Origin of the sequence: Acidovorax sp. Leaf73 (assembly GCF_916855635.1) — a bacterium.
GTDB classification, from domain to species: Bacteria; Pseudomonadota; Gammaproteobacteria; order Burkholderiales; family Burkholderiaceae_C; genus Acidovorax; species Acidovorax facilis.
The window spans coordinates 194,115-219,630 of the sequence record NZ_CAKASI010000002.1 but is presented as its reverse complement, the minus strand read 5'-3'; the positions used below and the strand labels follow the sequence as shown (position 1 = coordinate 219,630).

At 65.6% G+C, this 25,516-nt stretch carries 24 protein-coding genes; 16 read left to right on the top strand and 8 right to left on the bottom strand.

Features of this window, described 5'->3' with window-relative positions; genetic code table 11:
• Positions 1-13: 13 nt before the first annotated feature.
• The 4 genes from LPA35_RS07375 (at position 14) to LPA35_RS07360 (ending at position 2,917) form a co-directional block, all read left to right on the top strand.
• On the top strand, positions 14-874 hold the full coding sequence (locus LPA35_RS07375) for an energy transducer TonB (RefSeq protein ID WP_055394913.1): 861 nt from the start codon (positions 14-16) through the stop codon (positions 872-874).
• A 69-nt stretch (positions 875-943) separates the two neighbouring features.
• Positions 944-1,792, top strand: coding sequence for a shikimate dehydrogenase (gene aroE / locus LPA35_RS07370; protein ID WP_228896229.1), 849 nt, complete (start codon positions 944-946; stop codon positions 1,790-1,792).
• Between the two features lie 29 nt (positions 1,793-1,821).
• Positions 1,822-2,556 carry a monofunctional biosynthetic peptidoglycan transglycosylase gene (gene mtgA / locus LPA35_RS07365; RefSeq protein ID WP_055394917.1) on the top strand — a complete coding sequence of 245 codons (735 nt, stop codon included), beginning with the start codon at positions 1,822-1,824 and terminating at the stop codon, positions 2,554-2,556.
• Between the two features lie 31 nt (positions 2,557-2,587).
• Positions 2,588-2,917 (top strand): hypothetical protein, encoded by a 330-nt coding sequence (locus LPA35_RS07360; RefSeq protein ID WP_228896228.1) that lies wholly within the window; start codon positions 2,588-2,590, stop codon positions 2,915-2,917.
• A gap of 48 nt (positions 2,918-2,965) precedes the next feature.
• On the opposite strand, the gene LPA35_RS07355 is transcribed toward LPA35_RS07360, so the two are convergent.
• Positions 2,966-4,465: a cytochrome P450 gene (locus LPA35_RS07355; RefSeq protein ID WP_228896226.1), complete on the bottom strand. Its 1,500-nt coding sequence runs from the start codon at positions 4,463-4,465 to the stop codon at positions 2,966-2,968.
• A 25-nt stretch (positions 4,466-4,490) separates the two neighbouring features.
• Between LPA35_RS07355 and LPA35_RS07350 the strand changes: the two genes are divergently transcribed.
• From LPA35_RS07350 to LPA35_RS07330, 5 genes are all read left to right on the top strand, one after another.
• Positions 4,491-5,402, top strand: a complete 912-nt coding sequence (locus LPA35_RS07350; protein ID WP_228896224.1) for a helix-turn-helix domain-containing protein — start codon at positions 4,491-4,493, stop codon at positions 5,400-5,402.
• Between the two features lie 84 nt (positions 5,403-5,486).
• Complete coding sequence (locus tag LPA35_RS07345) at positions 5,487-6,260, top strand: 1-acyl-sn-glycerol-3-phosphate acyltransferase (protein ID WP_121508584.1); 774 nt, start codon at positions 5,487-5,489, stop codon at positions 6,258-6,260.
• A 2-nt stretch (positions 6,261-6,262) separates the two neighbouring features.
• Positions 6,263-7,255, top strand: a complete 993-nt coding sequence (locus tag LPA35_RS07340; protein WP_228896222.1) for a phosphatidate cytidylyltransferase — start codon at positions 6,263-6,265, stop codon at positions 7,253-7,255.
• Positions 7,256-7,337: 82 nt separating this feature from the next.
• Complete coding sequence (gene ruvC / locus LPA35_RS07335) at positions 7,338-7,886, top strand: crossover junction endodeoxyribonuclease RuvC (protein ID WP_055395965.1); 549 nt, start codon at positions 7,338-7,340, stop codon at positions 7,884-7,886.
• A gap of 42 nt (positions 7,887-7,928) precedes the next feature.
• Positions 7,929-8,561: a DJ-1/PfpI family protein gene (locus LPA35_RS07330; RefSeq protein ID WP_228896220.1), complete on the top strand. Its 633-nt coding sequence runs from the start codon at positions 7,929-7,931 to the stop codon at positions 8,559-8,561.
• An 81-nt stretch (positions 8,562-8,642) separates the two neighbouring features.
• Here LPA35_RS07330 and LPA35_RS07325 read toward each other — a convergent pair whose 3' ends face one another.
• Both LPA35_RS07325 and LPA35_RS07320 read right to left on the bottom strand, forming a co-directional pair.
• A complete protein-coding gene (locus LPA35_RS07325; protein WP_176887008.1) occupies positions 8,643-9,395 on the bottom strand; it encodes a M48 family metallopeptidase in 753 nt (250 codons plus the stop codon).
• 356 nt (positions 9,396-9,751) lie between these two features.
• The gene (locus LPA35_RS07320) at positions 9,752-10,237 is read right to left on the bottom strand and encodes a CZB domain-containing protein (protein WP_055395973.1); all 486 of its coding nucleotides are present in this window, start codon (positions 10,235-10,237) and stop codon (positions 9,752-9,754) included.
• A 203-nt stretch (positions 10,238-10,440) separates the two neighbouring features.
• On the opposite strand from LPA35_RS07320, the gene LPA35_RS07315 reads away from it, so the two are divergent.
• Positions 10,441-11,460 carry an LLM class flavin-dependent oxidoreductase gene (locus LPA35_RS07315; protein WP_228896212.1) on the top strand — a complete coding sequence of 340 codons (1,020 nt, stop codon included), beginning with the start codon at positions 10,441-10,443 and terminating at the stop codon, positions 11,458-11,460.
• 18 nt (positions 11,461-11,478) lie between these two features.
• Here LPA35_RS07315 and LPA35_RS07310 read toward each other — a convergent pair whose 3' ends face one another.
• Complete coding sequence (locus tag LPA35_RS07310; protein ID WP_147433800.1) at positions 11,479-12,255, bottom strand: hypothetical protein; 777 nt, start codon at positions 12,253-12,255, stop codon at positions 11,479-11,481.
• Between the two features lie 217 nt (positions 12,256-12,472).
• Complete coding sequence (locus LPA35_RS07305) at positions 12,473-13,222, bottom strand: SDR family oxidoreductase (RefSeq protein WP_228896210.1); 750 nt, start codon at positions 13,220-13,222, stop codon at positions 12,473-12,475.
• Positions 13,223-13,456: 234 nt separating this feature from the next.
• Here LPA35_RS07305 and gspF point away from each other — a divergent pair, with 234 nt between their 5' ends.
• From gspF to LPA35_RS07290, 3 genes are all read left to right on the top strand, one after another.
• Complete coding sequence (gene gspF, locus LPA35_RS07300; RefSeq protein ID WP_228896209.1) at positions 13,457-14,689, top strand: type II secretion system inner membrane protein GspF; 1,233 nt, start codon at positions 13,457-13,459, stop codon at positions 14,687-14,689.
• Between the two features lie 4 nt (positions 14,690-14,693).
• The gene (locus tag LPA35_RS07295; protein WP_228896207.1) at positions 14,694-15,626 is read left to right on the top strand and encodes a 5'-nucleotidase; all 933 of its coding nucleotides are present in this window, start codon (positions 14,694-14,696) and stop codon (positions 15,624-15,626) included.
• A 146-nt stretch (positions 15,627-15,772) separates the two neighbouring features.
• Entirely contained in the window at positions 15,773-16,165 is a 393-nt protein-coding gene (locus LPA35_RS07290; protein ID WP_370460251.1) for an EF-hand domain-containing protein, read from the top strand.
• Between the two features lie 87 nt (positions 16,166-16,252).
• Here the strand turns inward: LPA35_RS07290 and LPA35_RS07285 are convergent, their stop codons facing one another.
• The 3 genes from LPA35_RS07285 to LPA35_RS07275 all read right to left on the bottom strand — a co-directional run bounded on the left by LPA35_RS07285 (position 16,253) and on the right by LPA35_RS07275 (position 19,840).
• Entirely contained in the window at positions 16,253-16,684 is a 432-nt protein-coding gene (locus LPA35_RS07285) for a hypothetical protein (protein WP_029414343.1), read from the bottom strand.
• Between the two features lie 319 nt (positions 16,685-17,003).
• Entirely contained in the window at positions 17,004-17,510 is a 507-nt protein-coding gene (locus tag LPA35_RS07280; RefSeq protein WP_055395969.1) for a DUF1854 domain-containing protein, read from the bottom strand.
• A gap of 23 nt (positions 17,511-17,533) precedes the next feature.
• Positions 17,534-19,840, bottom strand: a complete 2,307-nt coding sequence (locus LPA35_RS07275; protein WP_228896205.1) for an ABC transporter ATP-binding protein — start codon at positions 19,838-19,840, stop codon at positions 17,534-17,536.
• 253 nt (positions 19,841-20,093) lie between these two features.
• On the opposite strand from LPA35_RS07275, the gene cphA (LPA35_RS07270) reads away from it, so the two are divergent.
• The 3 genes from cphA (LPA35_RS07270) (at position 20,094) to LPA35_RS07260 (ending at position 25,485) form a co-directional block, all read left to right on the top strand.
• Entirely contained in the window at positions 20,094-22,298 is a 2,205-nt protein-coding gene (gene cphA, locus LPA35_RS07270) for a cyanophycin synthetase (protein WP_121508576.1), read from the top strand.
• A 98-nt stretch (positions 22,299-22,396) separates the two neighbouring features.
• Positions 22,397-24,976 (top strand): cyanophycin synthetase, encoded by a 2,580-nt coding sequence (gene cphA / locus LPA35_RS07265; protein WP_228896203.1) that lies wholly within the window; start codon positions 22,397-22,399, stop codon positions 24,974-24,976.
• Positions 24,976-25,485 carry a CreA family protein gene (locus LPA35_RS07260; protein WP_228896201.1) on the top strand — a complete coding sequence of 170 codons (510 nt, stop codon included), beginning with the start codon at positions 24,976-24,978 and terminating at the stop codon, positions 25,483-25,485. The genes cphA (LPA35_RS07265) and LPA35_RS07260 overlap by 1 nt, the downstream gene beginning before the upstream one ends.
• Positions 25,486-25,516: the final 31 nt, after the last annotated feature.

Here is a 25,516-nt window from a genome sequence, read left to right as displayed (position 1 = left end):
ATAATTGCTGGCGATGAAACTCCCTGCCTTCCTCCGCACCTTCAGCACGCTGCAGCTCGCGTTGGGCATCTCGGTGGCCGTGCATGCCGCGCTCATCTCGGTGCGTTTCATCGACCCCGAGGGCTTCAACCGCGTGTTCCAGGACACGCCGCTCGAAGTCATCCTGGTCAACGCCAAGTCCAACGAGCGCCCCGACAAGGCCCAGGCGATTGCCCAGGCCAACCTGGCCGGCGGCGGCGATGCCGAGAAGGGCCGCGCCACCAGCCCCCTGCCCTACACCGCGCTGACCACGGTGGGCGACGACTACGAAGAAGCCCAGCGCAAGATGGACGCGATGCAGGAGCAGCAGGCGCAATTGCTGGCCCAGTTGCGCAAGCAGCTGGCCACCATGCCCGAGCCCGATCCGCGCCAGGCCAGCCAGAGCGCCGAGCAGGCCAACGAGCAGGAAAAGCGCCGCCAGCTCGTCAAGCTACTCGCCGAGATCGAAAAGCGCATCAATGAAGAAAACTCGCGCCCCAAGAAGCGCTACATCAGCCCCGCCACGCGCGAAGAGGCCTACGCCATCTATTACGACGGCCTGCGCCGCAAGGTGGAAGACAAGGGCACCGAAAACTTCCCCGAACAGGGCGGAAAGAAGCTGTATGGCGAGCTGACCATGATCGTCACCGTCAACCACGACGGCCGCGTGCTCGACACCGAGGTGGTGCAAGGCTCGGGCAACCCCACGCTGGACCGGCGCGCCGAGGCGATTGCCCGGGCTGCCGGTCCGTTTGGCGCGTTTGGCGCCGACATGCGCAAGAAGGCCGACCAGATCGCCATGGTGGCGCGCTTCAAGTTCACGCGCGATCAGACGCTGGAGACCAGCGTCCGCTAGTCGCCACCAGGCCCTGCCCGCGGCGGCCCTGCCAACCCGCCTTTTTTCATACCGCACGATTTTTTACCCATGAGCCAAGCCGCCGACCTGTACTGCGTGATGGGCAATCCGGTGGCGCACAGCCGCTCCCCCGCCATCCACGCCCGCTTTGCCGAACTGACGGGTGAGCACATCGCCTACGAACGCCGCCTGGTGCCCATGGATGGTTTTGCCCAGGGCGTGCGCGACTTCGTGGCCCAGGGCGGGCGCGGTTGCAACGTGACGGTTCCGTTCAAAACCGACGCACCACTTCTCGCCACCGAATGCAGCGAGCGCGTGCAGCTGGCCGGTGCGGCCAACACCCTCACCTTCCGCACCGACGGCAGCATCTATGCCGACAACACCGACGGCCTGGGCCTGGTGGCCGACATCACGCGCAACGCGGGTGTGTCGCTGGCGGGACGCGATGTGCTGCTGGTAGGCGCCGGTGGCGCCGCTGCGGGCGTGCTGGGCCCGTTGTTGCTGGCAGGAGCCCGCCACATCACGGTGGCCAACCGCACGCTGGCCAAGGCGCAGGCCCTGGTGCAGTCGCACAGTGCGCTTGCATTGCTACAAAAATCAGAGCTTATTGCGCTTACTCCACAAGCGCTAGAGGCCAATTTTGATGTCATTATCAATGCCACGGCCAGCAGCCTGGCCGGTGCCGAAGTGCCGGTATCCGCCAGCGTGCTGCGCCCCGGTTGCCTGGCCTACGACATGATGTATGGCCCCGCCGCGCAGGGTTTTCTGGATTGGGCCCGCCAGCACGGCGCCGTTCCGCGCGACGGCCTGGGCATGCTGGTCGAGCAAGCCGCCGAAGCCTTCTTGCTGTGGCGCGGCGTGCGCCCGCCGTCGGCCCAGGTGCTGCAGGAAATGCAGCAGGCCAACTCATCTAAATAACAACACCCCACACGAGGAGACACACCGCGATGAAAGCCGTGCTGCGCTGGCTGGGACTGGTGGTGCTCGCCTTCGTGGCGCTGCAGCTGTTCTTTGTGGTCCGTATCGCTGCCATGGTGGTCATCGACCCCGAATCCACCAGCTTTCAGCGCTCCGAGGCCTGGACGCTGCTCACCACCAAAGGCAACGTCCCCTGGCGCCAGCAGTGGATGCCCTACGCCAGCATCTCCGATCAGCTCAAGCGCGCCGTGATCGCCTCGGAAGACGATGGCTTTGTGAGCCACGACGGCGTGGACTGGAATGCCATCGAAAAAGCCTGGGAGCGCAACGCCAAGGCCGAGGCCCTGGCCAACAAAGCCCAGGCCCGTGCCCCCGACCGCCCCGTGCGCGCCCCCAAGATCCGGGGTGGCTCCACCATCACGCAGCAACTGGCCAAGAACCTGCTGCTATCCGGCGAACGCACGCTGCTGCGCAAGGGGCAGGAATTTGTACTCACGCTGCTGCTGGAGCAGCTGCTGAGCAAGCAGCGCATCCTGGAGATTTATCTGAACAGCGTGGAATGGGGCGAAGGCGTGTTCGGCGCCGAGGCGGCCGCGCAGCACTACTTCCGCAAAAGCGCCTCGCGCCTGAGCGCCACGGAAGCCGCGCGGCTGGCGGTAATGCTGCCTGCACCCAAGCGGTTTGAGAAGACACCGGGGTCGGCGTATCTGGCGGGAAGGACGCGGACGATATTGGGTCGGATGGGGAGTGCGGAGCTGCCGTGAAGGATCCAGTGCTCAACGGAAGGATTTGCTGATGATATTCACGCGAGCCGAGCGTTGGGTGGCCGCCGCAAACATCGCACTGGTTGTTGTCTTTAGCGCCTGGAGCCTCGCGGTCGCCTATGGCGAGATTCCACTTTCAGCATGCTGTGGCGTCCCGAGCTATGTCGAGGCCGTGCTGACAACACTGAACATCCCTTCGTGGTTGCCCGCCGCGCTTGCTGCGAAAGTTCTCTATGGTCAGGACTTCACCGCATTCGTCGCCTTCAAGCAACTGGTGTGGATCACCCTCTGCGGACCGCAATGGTGGGCCTACATTTCCATCTATCGGTTTTTGAGAAATCGGCGACGCTCCCCTCCGTAGCAGTACCTCGGCATCAGTCTGGGGAGCAAATTGCCAAGCTAAAAGCGTCTACCCCCTTCGCGCTAGTAGCAGCGTTACTGGTTCCTCCGGCCGTAAAGTCACCCGCAGCTTCGGCACACACACCGCCGCCCCCTCCGGCAACCGCAGCCGGTACCGCTGCAACAACATCGCCGCCAGCAGCGTCATCTCCAGCATCGCAAAGTGCTGCCCGATGCAGACGCGTGGCCCCACCCCAAACGGTATCCACGCGCCTTTGGGGATGGCCGGGGCGTCATCCAGAAAACGCTCCGGCACAAAGCGGTCGGCCTGGGCAAACCAGCGTTCATCCAGGTGCAGCACCCAGGGCGTGATGCGCAGCATGGCGCCCTGGGGCACCTCCACGCCGCCCAGCGTGATGGGTGCGGTGGTGCGCCGGGTCATCAGCGCGGCAATGGGTGGGTACAGGCGCAGCGCCTCCTTGAGCGTGGCGGACAGAAAGGGTAGCTGCGCCAAGTGCTCGGGGCCGGGCGTCTGGCCTGGGGGGAGCACGCTGTCCACCTCGGCCTGTGCGCGTTGCGCGGCCTCGGGGTGTTCGGCCATCAGGCGGCTCCACCACAGCAGCGTGGTGGCGCTGGTCTCGTGCCCGGCCTGGAAGCTGACCATGCACTGGTCGAACACTTCCTGCGGCGACAGCGGCTCGCCGGTGGATTCGTCGCGCAGCGCCAGCAGCATGTGCAGCAGGTCAGTGCGTGGCGGGGCGCCTGCTGAATCTGCCGCCTCCCGGCTGCGCGCACCGATGTGGCGCTGCACCAGCCCCTTGAGCGCCTTGAGCGCGCGCCGCTTGGCGGCCTTGCCGGGCAGGGGCAGCCAGTCGGGCAGCGTGAAGGGCATGAACATTTCTCGGAAGGCTGTCTCCGACAGCGTCTGCGTGGCCCAGGCGGCATCGCGCGCGTCGGCCTGGGCCGATTCGCTGAACAGCGTGCGCAGGATCACATCCATGGCCACATCGGTCCAGAGCGTGTCCATGGCCACCAGCGCTTCGGACTGGCCAGCGGGCACGGCGGCGTCGAGTGCGCTGCGGGCGGCATCGGTCATGAGCTGCGCGTAGCCCGCCACGCGTTTGGGGGTAAAAGCAGGCATCAGCATGCGGCGCTGGCGCTGCCAGGTGTCGCCCTCGGTCACCAGCACACTCTGGCCGAACACCTGCTCGAACACGGCGATGCCGCGCTCCCAGCGGATCAGGTGGTCTGCGTGGGTGACCAGCGCCTCGCGCACGAGGTCGGGCGACAGGAGGTCCCAGGCATCTTCATTACCCAGGCGCATGCGAGTCAGGTCGCCATGGTCACGCTGCAGACGGGTGACGAAACCGAGGTAATCGGCCCGCATCTCCCACAGCAAGGGCAGGCCCCACCAGCGGCTGGGCGGGCCACCGGGCTCGGGGAGCCGGGCTGGCGCAAGCTGCGCAGAGGGGGAAGGTGTTGCGGGCTTCGATGGGGCAGTGGTGATGGCGTGGTTCATGGTGCGGATGGTGCGGTGCAGCAGCGGGCAGGTATTGAACGAATTCGACATCGCCCCTGGCCTACACTCGCGCCCCATGGCAACCCTGGTCCCACCTTCCGCACGGCATCCGCAGGGGCTGATCCCCTCGGGCCAGCTGTGGCTTCCGCGCGCCAGCCTGTCGGCCTGCCTGCGCGGCACCATGGTGCGCAGCACACTCGGCTACACGCTCACGGATGCGCAACGCATCAACCGCTTTCCGGCCACGCCCCTTTGCAGCCTGAGCTGGTGGTTTGAAGGTCGCAGCGAAGCCCTGGTGGCAGACCGCCCCGACACCCTGCCCGGCCTGCACAGCCCGCGCGAGGCGTATCCCGGCCGCTGGGTGCTGGCGGGCCCCCAGACCCGGCCCAGCGCCAGCTATTGCGCAGCGCCCACCCACGCCATGATGGTGATGTTCATGCCCGACGCGCTGCACCAGCTCACCGGCCTGGAGCCTGAGGCGCTGACTGACCGTTTCGTGGATGCGCAAACCGTGCTGCCACCCGACTGGATCGCGATGTGCGAAGCCGTGCAGCACCAGCCGGGCGATGCCGCCCGCATGGACTGCCTGGAGGCGTTTCTGGAACCCCGCTGGCAAGCCTGCCGTCCCGCGCAGGCGTTGCAGGTGCAGCGCTACGGTGACTGGGCCATGCACCTCGCGCAGCGCGCCGCTGTATCGGCTCCCGGCCGCAGCCTGCGCCAGCTGGAGCGCCGCATCAAGCGCTGGGCCGGGCTGCCGCTGCGCGAGCTGCGCGGCTTTGGCAAGGCCGAGCAGGCGTTTTTCGACACCATCGCTTCGGACGCCGCGAAGGGCACCGTGAAATGGGCCGATGTGGCGGCAGGCGCGGGCTTCTCGGACCAGTCGCACCTGTGCCGCGTCACGCGGCGCATCACCGGCTATGCCCCACAGGCGCTGTACGACGGCATCTACGGCGACGAGGCGTTCTGGGCATATCGCATCTGGGTGTAGTGGCCAGGGTAGCTGCAGCCGCCCGGCTGCGGCACGCCACAGTACACGCCCGACCGGGCACACCCGCCACGTATCATCCCCGTCATGCTTGCCAAGTTGATGAGTTTCCTTCTGCTGGGGATCGTGCGGTTTCTGACCGGTTCCCAGGCCCGCTGGTACGGCTGCCCGCCCAAGGCCGAGCAGCGCATTTATTTCGCCAACCACCAGAGCCACGCCGACATGGTGCTGATCTGGGCGGCGCTGCCCGAGGAGCTGCGCAGCATCACGCGGCCCATTGCCGCCAAGGACTACTGGACCAAGACGCCGTTCCGCCAGTGGATCACCACCGCCGTGTTCAACGCCGTGTATGTAGACCGTCAGGCCACGCCTGCGCGGCCCCCGGCTCCCCTGGCTGCGGAGCCGGTGGGCGTGCTGGAGGCCCTTGCCACCGCCGCCAGCGACGCGGACACCGCCATGGCGGGCGGCCCCGATCCGTCGCCCGAAGCCCCGCCCCGCGCGCCCACCCCCGAGGAGCTGCGCGCAGCCCTGCCCGAGTCCGACCCGCTGGCCCCGCTGGTGCGTGCGCTGGAGAGCGGAGACTCCATCGTGATCTTTCCCGAAGGCACGCGCGGCCATGGCGACGAGCCGCAGCCGTTCAAGTCGGGCCTGTTCAAGCTGGCGCAAATGTTCCCGCAGGTGGTGCTGGTGCCCGCCTGGATCAACAACGTGCAGCGCGTGATGCCCAAGGGCGAAGTGGTGCCAGTGCCCATCCTGTGCTCAGTGACTTTTGGAGAGCCCGTGCAGCTGGAAGCAGGTGAAGAGCGTCGCCCGTTCCTCGACCGGGCACGCCGTGCAGTCATCGCGCTCAGGGAAGTCTGAACATGAACAACTTCCTCCGCAATTTGACTGCCACCCAGCAGGTCGGTGCCCTGTTCCTGGTGATGTTTGGCATCCTGTCCGTCGTCACCATCTGGGCCTTCGTACGCAATCTGCGTGAACACGCCAGCGACGACCCTGAATCCGAAGCCCGCATCCTCGAAGCCAAGCGTTTCTGGGGACTGCTCAAAACATCCTGGATGATGGCTTCCGTCTTCTGGATTGGCTGGGTCCTGGGCGACACGGTAGCCACCGTGCTCTTTGCCATCGTGGGGTTTTTTGCGCTGCGCGAGTTCATCACGCTCTCGCCCACACGGCGTGGCGACCACCGCAGCCTGGTGCTGGCGTTTTTTGTGGTGCTGCCGCTGCAGTTCTGGATCGTGGGCAGCAAGCACTTTGACCTGTTCACGGTGTTCATCCCCGTCTACGTGTTCCTCGCCCTGCCTGTGGTGAGTGCGCTGGCCAACGACCCGCAGCGTTTTCTGGAGCGCAACGCCAAGCTGCAGTGGGGCATCATGGTGTGCGTGTACGGCATGAGCCACGTGCCCGCGCTGCTGCTGCTGGACTTTCCGGGCTACCGCGACAAGGGTGCGTTTCTGGTGTTTTTCCTGGTGTTTGTGGTGCAGACCTGCATGCTGGTGCAGCACCTGCTGGGGCGGCGCTTTCCGCACAAGCCCGTGGCGCCGCAGGTGAGCCAGAGTTTTCAGCGGACGAGCTGGCTGGCCGGTGTGGCGGCCGGGGGGCTGGCCGGCGGGCTGCTCACGTTCATCACCCCGTTCAAGCCCGGCCAGGCGCTCGGTATGGCGCTCCTGGCTTGCGTGGCGGGCAGCCTGGGGCACCTGGTGATGAAGGCCCTGAAGCGCGACCGCGGGATCACCAGCTGGGGCATGCAGGGCATGTCGGTCACCGGTGCGGGTGGCCTGCTCGACCGGGTGGACGCGCTGTGTTTTGCGGCGCCGGTGTTTTTCCATTCGGTGCGCTGGTACTTCGGTCTGTAAATGAACCGACCCAGAAATTTTCAAGAAAATTGGCATCTAGCGCTTTACCAACAAGCGATAGCAGCTATCAAATAGTGAGCAAATGCGCATCTTAGGCATCGACCCCGGCCTGCAGACCACCGGATTTGGCGTGGTAGACATGGACGGCCACAAGCTCAGCTACGTGGCCAGCGGCACCATCCGCACCACCACGCTGGCGCTGGGCGATCTGCCCGGGCGCCTGAAGATCCTGTTCGACGGCATCACCGAAGTGGCGGCCCGCTATGAACCCGATGTGGCCTCGGTCGAGATCGTGTTCGTCAACGTCAACCCCCAGTCCACCCTGCTGCTGGGCCAGGCACGGGGCGCCTGCATCACGGCCCTGGTGGCGAGCAATTTGCCGGTGGCCGAATACACGGCGCTGCAGATGAAAAAAGCCGTGGTCGGCCACGGCCGCGCCGCCAAGAGCCAGGTGCAGGAGATGGTGCGGCGCCTGCTCAGCCTGCCCGGCGTGCCAGGCACCGACGCGGCCGATGGCCTGGGCATGGCCATCACGCATGCGCATGCGGGTGCTGCCATGGGGCGGCTGGGCGAAGCCGCGACGCTGAACCGGCGCCAGCATGCGATGTACAAGGGTGGGCGGAGTTACTGAACCATTGGCCTTATGAGCCGCCACAACGCAAGGAGCCTGCGCATGAATTTCGGCATCGTTCTGTTCCCCGACGTCGAGGAACTCGATTTCGTCGGCCCCTGGGAAATGCTCACGATGTGGAGTCGCTACGCCGATGGCCCCCAAAACTGCATGACTGTCGCGCAGACGGCAGCGCCCATCACCTGCGCCAAGGGGCTCTCGGTCAACCCCCACCACGCTTTCGACAACTGCCCACCGCTGGACTACCTGCTCGTCCCCGGTGGCCAGGGCACGCGGCGTGAAGTGGACAACCCGGCCATGCGCGATTTTGTGGCGCGGCAGGCGCAAACCTGCCAGGCCGTGTTGTCCGTCTGCACGGGTGCTTTTGTGCTGCACGCGGCTGGTCTGCTGGGCGGCAAGCGCGCCACCACACATTGGGGGTCCCTGGACCGCCTGCGCGCACTGGGCGATGTGGAGGTTGTGGAGCAGCGCTGGGTACGCGATGGGTCGCTGTGGACGTCCGCCGGGGTATCAGCAGGCATTGACCTGATGCTGGCGTTCATCGCCCATGTAGGCGGCGAAGAAGCCGCAGGCAAGGTGCAGTTTGGGGCGGAGTACTACCCTGACGCAAAGGTGTATGGTGATTTCCGGGGTCATCCGCAAGCACCGAGGTACATCCGCAACGGTCCCACGTAAAAAAACCGCGCCCGAAGGCGCGGCCCCACCAGGTATCAAGCTAAAGCCGCAGGCCCACCTTCAGGCCTTCGGGCCTTCAGGTCAGGCAACCTGCGTCTTCATCCGGTCCGCCCGCTCCTTGGGTGACGGATGGGTAGACAAAAAGCTGGTCGAATCCCCGCCCGACATGGCGGCGAGTTTTTCCAGCGCAGTGACGCAAGCGGCGGGCTGGTATCGCTTGGCCTTCATGAAGCCCATGGCGTAGTCGTCAGCCTCGCGCTCGTTGCTTTGCGAATGCTGTGCGCGCACCACTTTCTCGAACAGGTCACCCAGCTGCGAGCTGGCAATGGCACCGGCCTTGCCGTTGCTCGACGCCACGGCATTGCGCAGCGCGCTGGTGCGCAGGGCGGTCTGGATGCGGGCCTTGGTGTGGCCGGCCTTGACGTGGCCGATCTCGTGGCCGATCACATAGCGCACTTCATCGTCGGTGAACTTGTCCATCAAACCCGAATACACCCGGATGGTGCCGTTGGCCATGGCAAAGGCGTTGATCTCGGGCGTGAGGTAGACCTTGAAGTTCATCTTGAGGCCGTCGTGGGTGCCCAGGCCCGAGGTGAGCTTCGTGAGGCGCTTGGCATAGGGGTTTCCTGCCGGGGCCACCTGGTTCTGGCTGTCCATCTCGGCGGACATCTGGTCGAACGTGCTCTTGAGTTCCTCGTCCGACAGGCTCTCGGACTTGGCCAGGTCCTTGCCTGCATCCAGCATCTTGCCCAGGTCAAACTGCGCCCACACGGGCGATACGGCGCTCACGCCGGAAGCCAGGGTTACGAGCGTCAACAATTTACGGCGGTCCATGGGGGTTCCCTCTCTGACGTGGTCAGCTTCTTGATTGGTCTTGAATCGATGGATCGATTGTGTTTTTGCGCAACCAACTGCAAGCAATGGTTGGCGCGCGCCGAAGGATAGCCACGCCAACGGCGTTTCTCGCTGGCGGCCGTGTCTTCAGATGTAAGAACTGTGTGCCGATGCTGGCGGGCGGGCCGAAACGGTGGGGGCTGGGCGAGGTTGCGGCGCCGGAAATCTTCGCAGAATTCAGATAAAATGGCCTCAGCGCTTGTGCATCAGGCGTTTTAAGCTATCAAAAACAGAGCGACCATTCACACAGCGCCGACTGGCCCTGGCCGTGCCTGTGTACACCGCGCCCCAAGGTATCAGCGCCCCAGGCCCCGCTTGAGTTCCTTGAGCAGCAACAGCACCTGGTTGGACGCATGGCGGCAGCTGCTGTTGAGCAGTTGCACGGCCTTTTGCTGCTCGCCCGCCTGGAACGCAGTCACCACATCGGCCGCCTGCTGGTGAAAGTATTTGTGCCGGGCCACCAGCATGTCGAACGCGGGGTAATGCCCCAGCCGCACGCGCCCCGTGCCATAGAGCCATCGGCCCAGGTCGCAGCGGTCGTCCTGGCAGATGCGTTCGGGCCGCATCACTTCCTGCGAGCGGCCATTGACCATGTCCTGCAGCTGCAGGCGCCAGCGCTCATGGCTGGCAATGGCCGCGTCGATATCGATTTCGGTCATGAGCATGGAGGCGTACTCGGCGTCCAGCACCAATTCGCTGCCGTTGTCTTCCATGGCCCAGGTGGTGTCAGGGCTGGTGGGATCTTGCTCCCGGATCTTGAACAGACGACTGAAAAAACCCATGCTTGGTCCCTGTGGAGGCACCTCGTCCGCCAGCACCAGGAATGGTCCTGCCGGAAATGCCTTGAAACATTCTGTGGGGCGCGCGCGCTTTTGGCTACCAAAAAATGACCTCTTGGTAAAAACCGTGCGCGTCAACCCTTCTGGCCCTGCCAGCTCTGCCCCGGTAGCCAGCAGCAATGTGGCCAGGGCCAGACAATGCACGGATGACTTCCACTGCTCAACGCCCCGCCCTGTCCATGCTCGACCTCGTCGCCGTCCGGGAGGGCGGCACCGTAGCCGATGCGCTGCAGATTGCCCTGCGCACCGCGCAACATGCTGAAAAGCTGGGTTTTGCCCGTTACTGGCTGGCAGAGCACCACAACATGGCGGGCATTGCCAGCTCAGCCACCGCCGTGCTGGTGGGCCACATTGCCGGTGGTACCTCGCGCATCCGTGTGGGTTCTGGCGGCGTGATGCTGCCCAACCACGCGCCTCTGGTGGTGGCCGAGGCCTTTGGCACCCTGGCCGAGCTGTACCCGGGCCGCATCGACCTGGGACTGGGCCGCGCGCCGGGCACGGACCCCACCACCATGCGCGCACTGCGCCGCAGCCGGGTGGAGACAGCCGATGATTTTCCGCAGGACGTCGCAGAGTTGCAGCGCCTGCTGGCCCCGGCCGAACCAGGCCAGCGCCTGATCGCCATGCCCGGTGCGGGCACCAACGTGCCGATCTGGCTGCTGGGCTCCAGCCTGTTTTCTGCGCAACTGGCGGCGGAGCGCGGGCTGCCGTATGCCTTTGCCTCGCACTTTGCCCCGCGCCTGCTGCACCAGGCCATTGACCTGTACCGCAACCTGTACCGGCCGTCCGCCGCCTGGCCCCAGCCCTATGTGGTGATCGGGGTGCCGCTGATTGCAGCGCCCACGGATGAAGAAGCGGAGTTTCTGGCCAGCAGCACCTACCAGCGGGTGCTGGGCATTCTGACCGGCGACCGGCGCCGCCTGCTGCCGCCCGTTGAGAACTACGCCGCGCAGCTGCAGCCCCAGGAGCGCGCCGCGATTGGCGACTTTCTGGCCGCTGCCGTGATCGGCGGGCCCGACACAGTGCGCGCGGGCCTTGCACAGCTCACCGAAGCCACCGGGGCCAATGAGCTGATGCTGGTGAGCGATGTCTACGACCCAGCACTGCGCCTGCGCTCGCTGGATGTTGCTGCACAGGCCCACGCCGAAGCGTGGGAAAGCCGCTGAGTGCCTTGATAAAAGAGCTTAGGTCTTCTGTCCGGTGTAGACGAAAGTTTCTGCCTTGCTCGCACTCTGCCCCATGATCACGATCGCTTGGGTGGTGTCGTTGTACAGAACAACGTGTTGAACAACCACGCCATCGCCCACGGGGCAGGTGGCTCCGCTGAAGGTGAGCGGCAGATCAAACACGTTCCGGCCGCTGGCGCGGGGCACCACGGTGCCGCGAACGGAGCAGCCCGGGTAGGAGGGAATCGACACCAATCCACCTGTGGAAATGGAAACCGACACCAGGGGCTCTCGCACCTGATTGCCAATGCCAGTGCCGGAATACGTACCCAGCAACTCGCTCACGACAGCAGGCTGCTCGTAGAGCACGCCATAGGTACCGGTGAACTTCACGCCCTTGGAATCCGTGACCTGCACCGAGTCCCGCACCGCGTACTTGCCGCTATAGCTGACCGCCACCGTCGTCCGGCTGGCAAGGTTTGCCTCATCCACCACATTGAGATAGCGCCCGGTGCCAGAGACAACATCTGGGCCCGACGTCTGAACGGCGCCTTGCGATATGCCCACCACGGCGCCCACTGCATCGGTCAGGATGCTCCAGGATTCGCCGTTCTCCAGCACCACACCCTGCACATTCAGAGGGTCGGTGGTCGCCCCGGTCCACAGGCCTTCCACGCCGGTGACCACGGTCGCAGGAGGCTTTGGCGCAGGTGGCGCCACATCATCCCCGCCTCCGCCGCAAGCAGATAACACCAAAGCGGCAACCAGTCCTCCCAGGGCAGTCGTCTTATTCACTTTCTTCTCCTTTGTAAGTCAAATCTGGGGGGCTGCGCCATGGCGCGGCCCCAACTGCCGCATCTTAAGCGCAGGCACCGCAAGCGGCACAGGGCAAAATGGCATGCGGTGGCGGGCCGTCTCACCCACGCCACATCGGGTTCGAGGAGAACTTCATCAGAGGCAGCCACCCTTTCCAGCCATCCAGTTTCCATGGCTCCAACGCCGCGCCGGTGTTTTATCGCGCCAGGTAGCCGCCATCCACCGGGTAATACGCCCCGGTCACAAACGACGCCTTGCTGGACGCCAGCCAGGTCACCAGCTCGGCCACCTCTTCAGGTTGCCCCAGGCGGCCGATGGGGTGGGCGCCCACCAGCATCGCGTTGATGCCAGCATCCTGCTCCAGCCCGCTGATCATGGGCGTATGGATAAAGGCAGGCCCGACGGCATTGATACGCACGCCATGGGCGCTGTATTCAATCGCAGCCGCCTTAGTCAGCCCCACCACACCGTGTTTGGCCGCGGTGTAGGCCGGGGCGGTGGCAAAACCCACCGACCCCAGGATGGATGCCATGTTGATGATGGAGCCGCCGCCATTCTTGAGCATGGCTGCGATCTGGTATTTCATGCCGTAAAACACGCCGGAGAGGTTGATGTTGATGACCTGGGCCCAGCCATCCAGGGGGTAATCGGCCGTGGCCGCCTGCGGGCCGCCGATGCCCGCGTTGTTGCAGGCGATGTCCAGCCGGCCGTAGTAGGCCACGGTGCGGTTCACCAGCGCTTCGCAGTCCTCGGGCCTGCCCACATCGGCAGCCACAAAAATGGCATCGCCCCCGGCTGCGCGTACCAGCGCCGCCGTTTCCTCGCCTGCCTGCACATTCACATCCGACACCACCACCTTGGCGCCTTCGCGTGCCCACACCAGCGCAATGGCACGCCCAATGCCCGACGATGCCCCGGTGACCATCGCAACCTTGTTCTTCAGCATGAAAGACTCCTTGTTCATTCAGAACACCTGCAACCCGATGCCACAGATCGCTTTTCATTCTGCGCGCCCAATGCGTCAGCGCCTTGACCTGGGTCATCCCGCTGGCAAGGGTACTGGCCCACAGCCATGGGCCTTGGGTACCGGCTACCATCAGGGGCTGCAAGGTTTTCGCCCGCATCAGCCTGTTGTGTGACCGCCTGATTTCCACGCCACCGCCATACCGCCCGCACCCGCATGCCTGCTTTTTCCTTTGAAGCCCTGGACGCCCAGGGCCAGACCCGCAAGGGCCTCATGGAGGCCGACACCGCCAAGGCCGCGCGCAGCCTGCTGCGAGCCCAGGCCCTCGTGCCCCTGGCGGTAGAGCTGGTGCAGACCGGCCAGTCGCTGGATGGCAGCTCGGCCAGCCTGGGCCAGCGCCTGTTCACACGGCCCGTGTTCAGCGCCACGGGCCTGTCGATCTGGACGCGGCAGATTGCCGGGCTGGTGTCTTCCGGCCTGCCGCTGGAGCGCGCCCTCACGGCACTGTCTGAAGAAGCCGACGACGAACGCCAGCGCCACCTGGTGGCCGCACTGCGCGCTGAGGTCAATGCCGGAGCCACGTTTGCGCGCGCCCTGTCGCAGCACCCGCGCGAGTTTTCCGACATCTACTGCGCGGTGATCGGCGCGGGCGAGCACAGCGGCAACCTGGGCCTGGTGCTGGAACGCCTGGCCGACGACCTGGAAGAACGCCAGGCGCTCAAGGCCAAGCTGGTGGGCGCTGCGCTGTACCCCGCCATCGTGACCATCGTCGCCATCGTGATCGTGCTCTTCCTCGTGGGCTACGTGGTGCCCCAGGTGGCCAGCGTGTTTGCGGGCACCAAGCGGGCGCTGCCGTTTCTGACCGTGGCCATGCTGGGCATCAGCGCTTTTGTACGCAGCTATGGCTGGATGATGCTGATTGCTTCTGTTTTGATCGCTTTTGGCACACGCTGGGCGCTGACCATCGGGCATGTTCGCGAAAAATTCGATGCCGCCTGGCTCAACCTGCCGCTGGTGGGCAAACTGGCGCGCGGCTACAACGCGGCGCGTTTTGCGGGCACCTTGGCCATGCTGGCGGGTGCGGGCGTACCCATCCTCAAGGCGCTGCAGGCCGCCGCCGAAACGCTGAACAACCGCGCCCTGCGCGCCGATGCACTCGAAGCGCTGGTGCTGGTGCGCGAAGGTGCGCCCCTGGCCTCGGCGCTGGCGCAGAAAAAGCGCTTCCCCGGCCTACTGTCCATGTTTGCGCGCCTGGGCGAGCAGACGGGGCAACTGCCGGTGATGCTGCAGCGCGCCGCCAGGCAGCTTTCCACCGAGGTCCAGCGCCGCGCCATGGCGCTGGCAACCATCCTGGAGCCTTTGCTCATCGTCGGCATGGGCCTGATCGTGATGCTCATCGTGCTGGCGGTATTGCTGCCGATCATCCAACTGAATCAGTTCGTGAAGTGACCCTATGGCTGTGACACTGGACGACAAGCTGGTGGTGGCGATCTCATCGCGGGCGCTGTTCAACTTCGAAGAGGAAAACCGCGTCTTCGAGCACGAGAGGGATGACCGCGCCTATGTGGACCTGCAGCGCCAGCGCCTGGACGTGCCCGCCGCGCCCGGCGTGGCGTTCTCGCTGGTGCGCAAGCTGCTCGCCTTCAACACCTCGGAGCACCAGCGGGTGGAGGTGGTGCTGCTCTCGCGCAATGACCCGGTCAGTGGGATGCGCGTGTTTCGCTCCTGCAACGCCCATGGCCTGCCCACCATCCAGCGCGGCGTGTTCACCCAGGGGCGTGACCCGTTTCGCTACCTGCGACCGCTGGGCGCACACCTGTTCCTGTCTGCCAACGAGGCCGATGTGCGCGAGGCGCTGCACCTGGGCTACCCGGCCGCGCGGGTGATCACCGAATCGGTACAGGCAGGCGACGCCAACCCGCAGGAAGTGCGCATTGCCTTTGACGGCGACGCCGTGCTGTTCTCCGATGAGGCCGAGCGTGTGTACCAGGCTGAAGGCCTGGCCGCCTTCCAGCAGCACGAAACCGACAAGGCCGCCCTGCCTCTGCCCGATGGCCCGTTCAAGCCCCTGTTGGCGGCGCTACACCGGCTGCAATCCGCCGGAGAGGCTGGCGGCACCACCGGCATGCGCATCCGCACCGCACTGGTCACGGCGCGCAGCGCCCCGGCGCACGAACGCGCGATCCGCACGCTGATGGACTGGAACATCGATGTGGACGAAGCCATGTTCCTGGGCGGCCTGCCCAAGGGCGAATTCCTGCGCGAATTCGAACCCGACTTTTTCTTCGACGACCAGACAGGCCATGTGACCTCAGCCGCCCGCCATGTGCCAGCCGGGCATGTGAACAGCGGTATCTCCAACCCCCTGCGCCCTGCCGGCGGTTAGACCGGGGCCTGGCACGACCCGCGTTCCTTCGAAAAGTTTTGCAATCCCCTGCAACTCCCGGTGAAAGCTGCAAGCCTTGGGTTGCATTCCGCCCACGCACGCCCAGCTGTGCCAACATCGTTGCCAGTCCACAGAAGGAGCCTGTTTTGCGCATCAGATTTTCCCTGGCCGCCTGCGTGATGAGCACCCTGGCGACAGCCTTGGGCACCACTGCGCTGGCCATGCCCCCTGCAACTGCGTCGGCACCGCCTGCACCCGCTGCCAGCACCCCCGCGGAATCCCAGGCAGCTCTGACCAAAGGCGAGATCAAGGCCATGCGCGAGTTCAAGATGCTGGACTTCAATGGGGACGGCAAGCTCAGCCGCACCGAGGTCAAGCTCTTTCCCCGCCTGGCCGCCGCGTTCGACGATGCAGACACGGACAAGGATGGCTACGTGTCGTACGAGGAAGTGCGGGCCTTTGCCGCCAAGTACCGCGCGGAGCGGGATCAGCAGCGGGCGGCCCAGGCAGCGGCTCCCGCTTCATCGCCCCGGCCTTGAGGCCAGAATGGGGCAAAAATTGAATGAAATAAGGCTCCAGCGCTTATCAGTTATGCGCAATTAGCTATAATTTTAGGAGCAAAACCCTCACAAGCCACCAGTGCGCTTGATCTTGGGGTCCGAGTAGGTCAGCGGCTCGTTCTTGACCTGCTGGGCCATGCGCTCCTGCAGGGTCATCTTGTTGATGTCCTGCGCCACCTCCACCGCACTGCCACTGGCCCGCCACATCGACTGGATCAGCTCCAGCAGTTGTTTGTAGATCGGCTCCTTGGGGGGCTCGGGCGGTTCTTCCACGGTGTCTTTTTTCTTGACCTCGGTCCAGTCCCGGTTTGCTACATCGGGCGCGGAGGGCTTGTCGGGCTCGCGCACGATGGCGCCCTCGCCCAGCCGGTCCATGGATTCGACGGGATTGGATGCATTGATGGGCCGCACCGGCGGCGCGCCAGAGGCGCCAGTGGAATACAAATCAGCGCCCTGAGGACGCCAACTCGGCGATCGGTCGACAGGTGGCATTTGCATGGCAGTGGCCCCAATGGTTGATGAATAGATATGCTCGAAGTGCAGAGGCTTTTTCGCCGTCTTCGTAATCTATTACGGCAAAAAGAAGGGGAAATTTAGGTCTTTTTCACCGATTGGCTCAAATTTAGGGTTTTCCCTAATTTTTGTCACCCTTTTGGGAGCATGCGGGGGCCGGATCGGCTCACAGCCGACCGATTGCACTCATTCCCGCACCGGGTCTGGAGCTACTGGCTTGTGGGGGGAGCGGGCACGGCAGGGCTTGGCACTGCCGTTGTGCCTTGCCGGTGGAGACACAGGGATGACCCCGTACAGGGTCAGATCAGAGAAAGCGTTCCAGCAACCGGCGCGAATGCCGGTCCAGCGCCGTGGTGTCTTTGACGCGGAACTGCACGCCGTCGCCCCCGGCAATCAGCAGGCGGGTGCGTCCGCCCAAGCGGCGGATGTCTTCCTCGGCCTTGAGGACGAGGCTGGCGGGGCCCCGGTCCGTCTCCACCTGCCAGGTGCTGGGGGTGGAGAAGCTCGATACTGCAATGATTTTTTCGATAGTGGGCACAAACTCTCGCACTTCCAACTCTTCTTCGATGAGCTGGCGGGCGGGGGCTGGCAGCTGGTCCAGCCGGTCGATCCACAGCAGTTCGTGGCCGTCAGATCCGATCAGCGAGAGCCCTTCGGCGGGTGCCGCGATGGGGAAGGCCCGCACGGGCGTGACGCCCTCGTGGGCCGTGCCGTCGGCCAGGGTCAGAACCAGCCGACCGTGTGGATTGCGTGCCAAGGTGAACGTGGCGGAGGCGGTGGACGGCGATTGCGGGAAGGAAGGGGTGTTCATGGCGTTTTCCTGCAGTGCAGTCATCACGGGTTGCCCGCAGGGTGGGCGGGGTGCAGCAGGCTGCTGTCGATGATGACGCCGGCCGCCTGGGCGTCTTCTTCAGCACGGCGCGCCTGGGCTTCGTAGAGCCGCCAGTAGGCGCCCTGCTTCTCCATGAGTTCGTCGTGCGGCCCGACCTCCACCACTTCGCCCCGGTCCATCACTACCAAGCGGTCGGCTTTGCGCAGGGTGGACAGGCGGTGGGCGATGGCAATCGTGGTACGGCCCTGCACCAGGTTGTCGAGCGCCTTCTGGATTTCCTTCTCGGTCTCGGTGTCCACGGCCGAGGTGGCCTCGTCCAGGATCAGGATGCGCGGGTCGATCAGCAATGCGCGGGCAATGGAAATGCGCTGGCGCTCGCCGCCCGAGAGGCCCTGGCCGCGCTCACCCACGAGTGAGTCGTAGCCATGGGGCAAGCGCAGGATGAATTCATGGGCGTGCGCAGCGCGGGCCGCCGCCACGATCTCCTCGCGCGTGGCCTCGGGCTTGCCGTAGGCAATGTTCTCGGCAATGGTGCCGAAGAACAGGAAGGGCTCCTGCAGCACCAGGCCGATGTGGCGGCGGTAGTCGGCCACGGCAAAGCGGCGGATGTCGATGCCATCGACCTGGATGGAGCCGTCGCTCACGTCATAAAAACGGCTGATCAGGTTGACCAGCGTGCTCTTGCCTGAGCCGCTGTGGCCCACCAGGCCGATCATCTCGCCGGGGCGGATATCCAGATCCAGCCCCTTGATGACTGCGCGGCTGCCGTAGCGAAACCCCACGCCCTGCATGGTGATCGCGCCCTGAACCTTGTCCACCTTCACGGGTTGGGCCGGGTCGGGCACGTTGCTCACATGGTCCAGGATGTCGAAGATGCGCTTGGCGCCAGCGGCGGCCTTTTGCGTGACCGAGACAATGCGGCTCATTGAATCCAGCCGCCCGTAGAACCGGCCGATGTAGGCGATGAAGGCCGTGAGCACACCCACCGAGATCTGGTTGCGCGACACCAGCCAGATGCCGAAGCCCCACACCACCAGCAAGCCAATTTCAGTGAGCAGCGACACGGTGGGCGTGAACAGGCTCCAGGTCTTGTTGAGCTTGTCGTTGACTTCCAGGTTGTGTTGGTTGGCGTCGCGAAAACGCTGGGCTTCGCGCTTTTCTTGCGCAAAGGCTTTCACGACCCGGATGCCCGGGATGGTGTCGGCCAGCACGTTGGTCACTTCGGACCACACGCGGTCGATCTTTTCAAACCCGGTGCGCAGACGATCGCGCACGGTGTGGATCATCCAGCCAATGAAGGGCAGCGGCACCAGCGTGACCAGCGCCAGCCATGGGTTGATGGAGAACAGAATGGCCGCCGTCATCATGATCATGAGCACGTCGGTCACAAAATCCAGGGCGTGGAGGGACAGGAAGACGTTGATGCGGTCCGTCTCCGAGCCAATCCGCGCCATGAGGTCACCCGTGCGCTTGCCGCCAAAGTAGTCCAGCGACAGGCGCAGCAGGTGCTCGTAGGTGGTGGTGCGCAGGTCGGCGCCGATGCGCTCGGACACCAGCGCCAATATATAAGTGCGCGCCCAGGAGAGGCCCCAGGCCGCCAGCGCCGACAGCAGCAGGCCGCTCAGGTACAGCAGCACCAGGCCGGGTTCGATCTGCTTGCCGTTCTGGAACGGGATCAGGATGTCATCCATCAGCGGGATGGTCAGATACGGCGGCACCAGGGTGGCGGCGGTGGACGCCAGCGTCAGCGCAAAACCGGCGGCCAGTTGCTTGCGGTAGGGCCGGGCAAAGCGCCACAGGCGCAGCAGCACCCAGGTGGAAGTTTGGGGCGGCTGGGCGCGGGCGCAGGCCGGGCATTCTTCGGTGTCGGGCGGCAGGGGCGTGTGGCAGGTGGGACAGGCGGGTTCGTCGGCCTCGTCCTCGGCGCCGTTGTCACCCCGGGCGCTTTGCTGCTCAAAACGCTGCAGCAGACGCAGGGCCTGGGCGTGGTGCGCGAGGGTAAAGCGCCACAGCGCCAAGCGCTCGCGAGGGCTGTGCAGCTCCAGCGAGCCCACACCGCCATGGTCCTGCAGCTTGAGCGCCAGGCCATCGCCCAGGGGCCAGCTGCGCCAAGCCGTGGTGCCCGCATCACAGGCCAGCAGCCGTTCAGACGTCACCACCACCCAGCCTGCCGCAAAGCGCAGCGCCGTGCTCAGGTCAACCTGAAGCGCTGCCAGTACGTTTTCCTTGGAAGCGAGCATGGCCCGCAAATCGGCCCCCAAAGGGCCAGAAAAGACACCCGAGGCGTCCACAGAATGGTGATGTTGCATTTTTGGTTGGGTTTTCCGCCCCCGGCTGCCTGCGGTGACCGATCTCGCGAAAGCGCGAATTCTCCCCGATACTGCATGCCACGGTGCGACGGCATCCTCATTTAACGCCTCTGACGCTCATTTGGCTGACACTGCGCACAGCCCCAGGACTGGAGCACAATCCTCGTCCACAAAAGTTTCCTTTCACAGTTTCTTCCTCTCCCGCATAGCCCATAGCCCTTACCCGGCCGGACCAACTCACCCGCTGCAATCCATGGCGAAACTCAACGACATCCAACTGCTTCGCATCAACTACCTGCGCGGCCCCAATATCTGGACCTACCGGCCTGTACTGGAAGTCTGGCTGGACCTGGGCGAGCTGGAGGACTACCCCTCCAACCTGCTGCCCGGTTTCAACGACCGACTTACCGCCTGGCTGCCCGCACTGATCGAACACCACTGCGGCGTGGGCGAACGCGGTGGGTTCCTGCAGCGCCTGCAGGAAGGCACCTGGTGCGGCCATGTGCTGGAGCACATCGTGATCGAGTTGCTCAACCTGTCGGGCATGCCCACCGGTTTTGGCCAGACCCGCAGCACCAGCCAGCGTGGCGTATACCGCATGGTGTTCCGGGCGCGCGACGAAAGCGTGGCGCGCGTGGCGCTGGCCCAGGGCCACGCGCTCATCATGGCCGCCATCAACGATGAGCCGTTTGACGTGGCTGCCGCCGTGGCCCGTGTGCGCACCGAGGTGGACGACCAGTACCTTGGCCCCAGCACCGCCTGCATCGTCACCGCCGCCACCGACCGGGGCATCCCGCACATCCGCCTGAACGACGGCAATCTGGTGCAACTGGGCTATGGCGCCAGCCAGCGCCGCATCTGGACGGCTGAGACCGAGTTCACCAGCGCCATCGCCGAAGGCATCGCCAGCGACAAGGACCTGACCAAGAGCCTGCTCAAGTCCTGCGGCGTGCCCATCCCCGAGGGCCAGGTGGTCAACAGCCCCGAGGAAGCCTGGGAAGCCGCCCAGGACATCGGCCTGCCTGTGGTGGTCAAGCCCTCTGACGGCAACCACGGCCGGGGGGTGACGCTGGATCTGCACAAGCAGGCAGACATCGAGGCCGCCTACCACGTGGCCTACCCCGAGGGCAGCGACGTCATGGTCGAGAGCTTCATCCCCGGCGACGAGCACCGCCTGCTGGTGGTGGGCGGCAAAGTGGTCGCAGCGGCACGTGGTGAAGTGGTCACCATCACCGGCAACGGCCGCTCCACCGTCAAGGAGCTGATCGACACCCAGCTCAACTCCGACCCGCGCCGTGGCTACGAAGAAGAGTACCCGCTCGAAATCATCGACCTGGCCACTGACACCAAGGTGCAACTCGAACTCAAGCGCCAGGACCTGGGCGCCGACTCGGTGCCCGCCGCTGGCCGCCAGGTGGTGGTGCAGCGCAACGGCAACGTGGCCGTGGACTGCACGGACGACGTGCACCCCGAGGTGGCCTACATCGCCCAGTTGGCGGCCAAGGTGGTGGGGCTGGACATCGCCGGCATCGACTTGGTGGCCAAGGACATCTCCAAACCCCTGCACGCCCAGGGCGGTGCCATTGTCGAAGTGAACGCAGGCCCTGGCCTGCTGATGCACCTGAAGCCCGCCGTGGGTGCACCGCGCCCTGTGGGCCAGGCCATTGCAGAGCATCTGTTCCCGTCGGAAGACGATGCGGGCCAGGCAGGCCGCATTCCGCTGGTGGGCGTGGCGGGCACGCGTGGCACGTCAACCATCGCGCGGGTCGTGGCCTGGCTGCTGCACCTGAGCGGCCACCACACGGGCCTGGCCTGTCGCGAAGGGCTGTTCCTGGACCGCCGCTGCGTCGAATCGACCGATTGCGCGCACTGGGAGGCCGCCCACCGCCTGCTGATGAACAAGACCGTGCAGGCCGCCGTGATCGAAAGCGACGCGCGCACCATCCTGCGCGACGGTTTGGCCTACGACCGCTGCCAGGTGGGTGTGGTCACCGACATGGACGGCGTGGAAACGCTGGCCGAATTCGACGTGCACGAACAGGACCAGATGACCAAGGTGATGCGCACCCAGGTGGACGTGGTGCTGTCGGAAGGCGCAGCGGTGCTCAACGCTGCCATCCCGCAAGTGGCCGACCTGGCGCCGCTGTCGGACGGTGCCGTGGTGCTGTATGCCCAGGACGCCACCCTGCCCGTCATCGTGGAACACCGCGCCAAGGACAACGGCCGCGCCGTGGTTGTGAAGAACGGCCGCGTGGTGCTGGCCACGGGCAGTGCAGAACATGTACTAGGCTCGCTGGCAGACCTGACCTTTGGGCGCAATGCCGTGGCGCCCGACACCGACGCCCTGCTGGCTGCCATCGGCACGGCCTGGGCGCTGAACATTGCCCCCGACCTCATCGGCGCTGGCATCAAGACCTTTGAGCCCGAACTGGTCCCCACCGCCGCACTGCGGTCGTGATGGCACCTCGCGCATTAGCTTTTGTTTGTTGTTTGACCTCGCATCCCACGACCTGAACAGGGCCTCAGCGCCCTGATGGACCACTGAAAGAGACTTCCATGGATGTATCCCGCACCCGGGCCCTGCGTGGCCCCAACCTCTGGAGCCGCCACATGGCCATCGAGGCCGTGGTGACCTGCGCCGAAAACGAGCGCGCCGTGGGCCAGATGGCCGGGTTCGAAGCCCGCCTGCGGGCCCTGTTTCCCGCCATCGGCGCGCTGCACCCCGAAACCGGGGGCGGCGATGTCTCGCTGGCCCATGTGCTGCAGACTGCCGCCCTGGCATTGCAGGCACAGGCAGGTTGCCCTGTCACCTTCGCGCGCACCACCGCCACCACCGATGCGGGTGTGTACCAGGTGGTCGTGGAATACAGCGAAGAGGCCGTGGGCCGCAAAGCCTTTGAGTATGCGCAGCAACTCATCAAGGCAGCGCAAGGCGAAGGCAATTTTGATGCCGACACCGTGATTGCCGAGTTGCGCGAACTCGACGAAGACGAGCGCCTGGGGCCCAGTACCGGGTCCATCGTGGACGCCGCCGTGGCGCGCGGCATCCCCTACCGCCGCCTCACGCGTGGCAGCCTGGTGCAGTTTGGCTGGGGCTCCAAGCAGCGCCGTATCCAGGCGGCCGAGGTCGATTCGACCAGCGCCGTGGCCGAATCCATCGGCCAGGACAAGGACCTGACCAAACGCCTGCTGCATGCCGCTGGCGTGCCCGTGCCCCTGGGCAAGCCGGTCGAAAGCGTGGACGAAGCCTGGGAAGTGGCCCTCAAGGTCGGCCTGCCCGTGGTGGTCAAGCCGCAGGATGGCAACCAGGGCAAGGGTGTGACGGTCAACATCACCGACCGCGCCCAGCTCGAAGAAGCCTACAAGAACGCCGCCGAATACGGCACCGTGATGGTCGAGCGCTTTTTGCCGGGCCATGACTTCCGCCTGCTGGTGGTGGGCGACCAACTGGTGGCCGCTGCACGCCGCGAGCCGCCCCAGGTGCTGGGCGACGGCCAGCACACGGTGCGCGAGCTGGTCCACCAGGTCAACCTCGACCCACGCCGGGGCGAGGGCCATGCCACCTCGCTCACCAAGATCCGGCTCGACGACATTGCCGTGGCCCGCCTGGCCATGCAAGACCTGACGCCCGACTCGGTGCCCGCCAAGGGCCAGCGCGTCGTCCTGCGCAACAACGCCAACCTCTCTACGGGTGGCACCGCCACCGACGTGACCGATGACGTGCACCCCGAGGTTGCCGCACGCGCCGTGGCCGCCGCCCAGATGGTGGGCCTGCACATCTGCGGCGTGGACATGGTGGCCGAGACCGTGCTGCGCCCGCTCGAAGAGCAAGGCGGCGGCTTTGTGGAAGTGAACGCCGCCCCCGGCCTGCGCATGCACCTCGCGCCCAGTTACGGCAAGCCCCGCAACGTGGGTCAGGCCATGGTGGACAAGCTGTACGCCCATGGCGACGACGGCCGCATTCCGGTCGTGGCCGTCACGGGCACCAACGGCAAGACCACCACGGCCCGCCTCATCGCCCACCTGTTCACCGCCCAGGGCCTGCGCGTGGGCATGACCAACACCGATGGCGTGTACGTGAACGGCCGCCAGATCGACAGCGGCGACTGCAGCGGCCCCAAGAGCGCCCGCAACGTGCTGCTGCACCCCGAGGTGGATGCAGCCGTGTTCGAGACCGCCCGTGGCGGCATCCTGCGCGAAGGCCTGGGGTTTGACCGCTGCCAGGTGGCCGTGGTGACCAACATCGGTGCGGGAGACCACCTGGGCCTGAACTACATCACCACGGTGGAAGACCTGGCCGTGCTCAAGCGCGTGATCGTGCAGAACGTGGCCACCACAGGCTACGGCGTGCTCAACGCGGCCGACCCCATCGTGGCCGCCATGGCGCCGGCCTGCCCTGGCAAGATCATCTTCTTTGCGAGCGACCGCCACCATCCCGTGATGGCCACGCACCGCGCGCAGGGCCACCGCACCGTGTATGTGGATGGCGACTCCATCGTGGCTTCGGAAGGCTCGTGGCGCGAGACCATCCACCTGCGCGACGTACCCATCACACGCAACGGCAAGATCGGCTTTCAGGTCGAGAACGTCATGGCGGCCGTGGCCGCCGCCTGGGGCGTGGGCATGCCCTGGCAGACCATCCGCCGGGGCCTGTCAGGCTTTGTGAACGACAGCGACAACGCGCCGGGCCGCTTCAACATCATGGACTACCGGGGCGCCACCGTGATTGCCGACTACGGCCACAACCCCGACGCCATGCGCGCCCTGGTGGGTGCCGTGGACGCCCTGCCCGCCAAGCGCCGCAGCGTGGTGATCAGCGGCGCGGGCGACCGCCGCGACGAAGATATCCGCGACCAGACCGTGATCCTGGGCGCCGCATTTGACGACGTGATCCTGTACCAGGACGCTGCCCAGCGCGGCCGCGCCGATGGCGAGGTGATGGCCCTGCTGCGTGAGGGCCTGGCGGGCGCATCGCGCACCACACACGTCGAAGAGATTCGCGGTGAGTTCATCGCCATCGACGCCGCCCTGGCGCGCCTGCAGCCCGGCGACCTGTGCCTGGTGCTGGTGGACCAGGTCGAAGAAGCCCTCGCCCACCTGGCCCAGCGCTGCACCGAAGCCGGGGCCGGTGCGTGATGGCCCTCAAGCAAGCGGCCACCTCGGCGCTGCTGGCCCTGGCCGCAGCCACCGCCTGGGTGGGCGCAGCTGGCACAGCGCAGGCAGCGCCTGGCGAAAAAATCGGCACGGTGGACACCGCCTTCCAGTGGATCGGCCGCGACCACGACATCCTTGTGGAAGCCTATGACGACCCCGGCGTGCAGGGCGTGACCTGCTACGTCTCGCGCGCACGCACGGGCGGCATCAAGGGCACCCTGGGCCTGGCCGAAGACCGCGCCGAAGCCTCCATCGCCTGCCGCCAGGTGGGGCCTATCAGCTTCCCCGAGCCGCTCAAGAAGCAGGAAGAGGTGTTCAGCGAACGCATGTCCATCCTGTTCAAGCGCCTGCGCATCGTGCGCATGGTCGACCCGGCCCGCAACACGCTGGTCTACCTCACCTACTCCGAAAAACTCATCGATGGCTCGCCGCAGAACAGCGTGACCGCCGTGCCGGTGGACCGGGCCATGGCCATCCCGCTGCGCAAATAAGCGGGCAAGGCCGTACACAACAGAAAGCAGA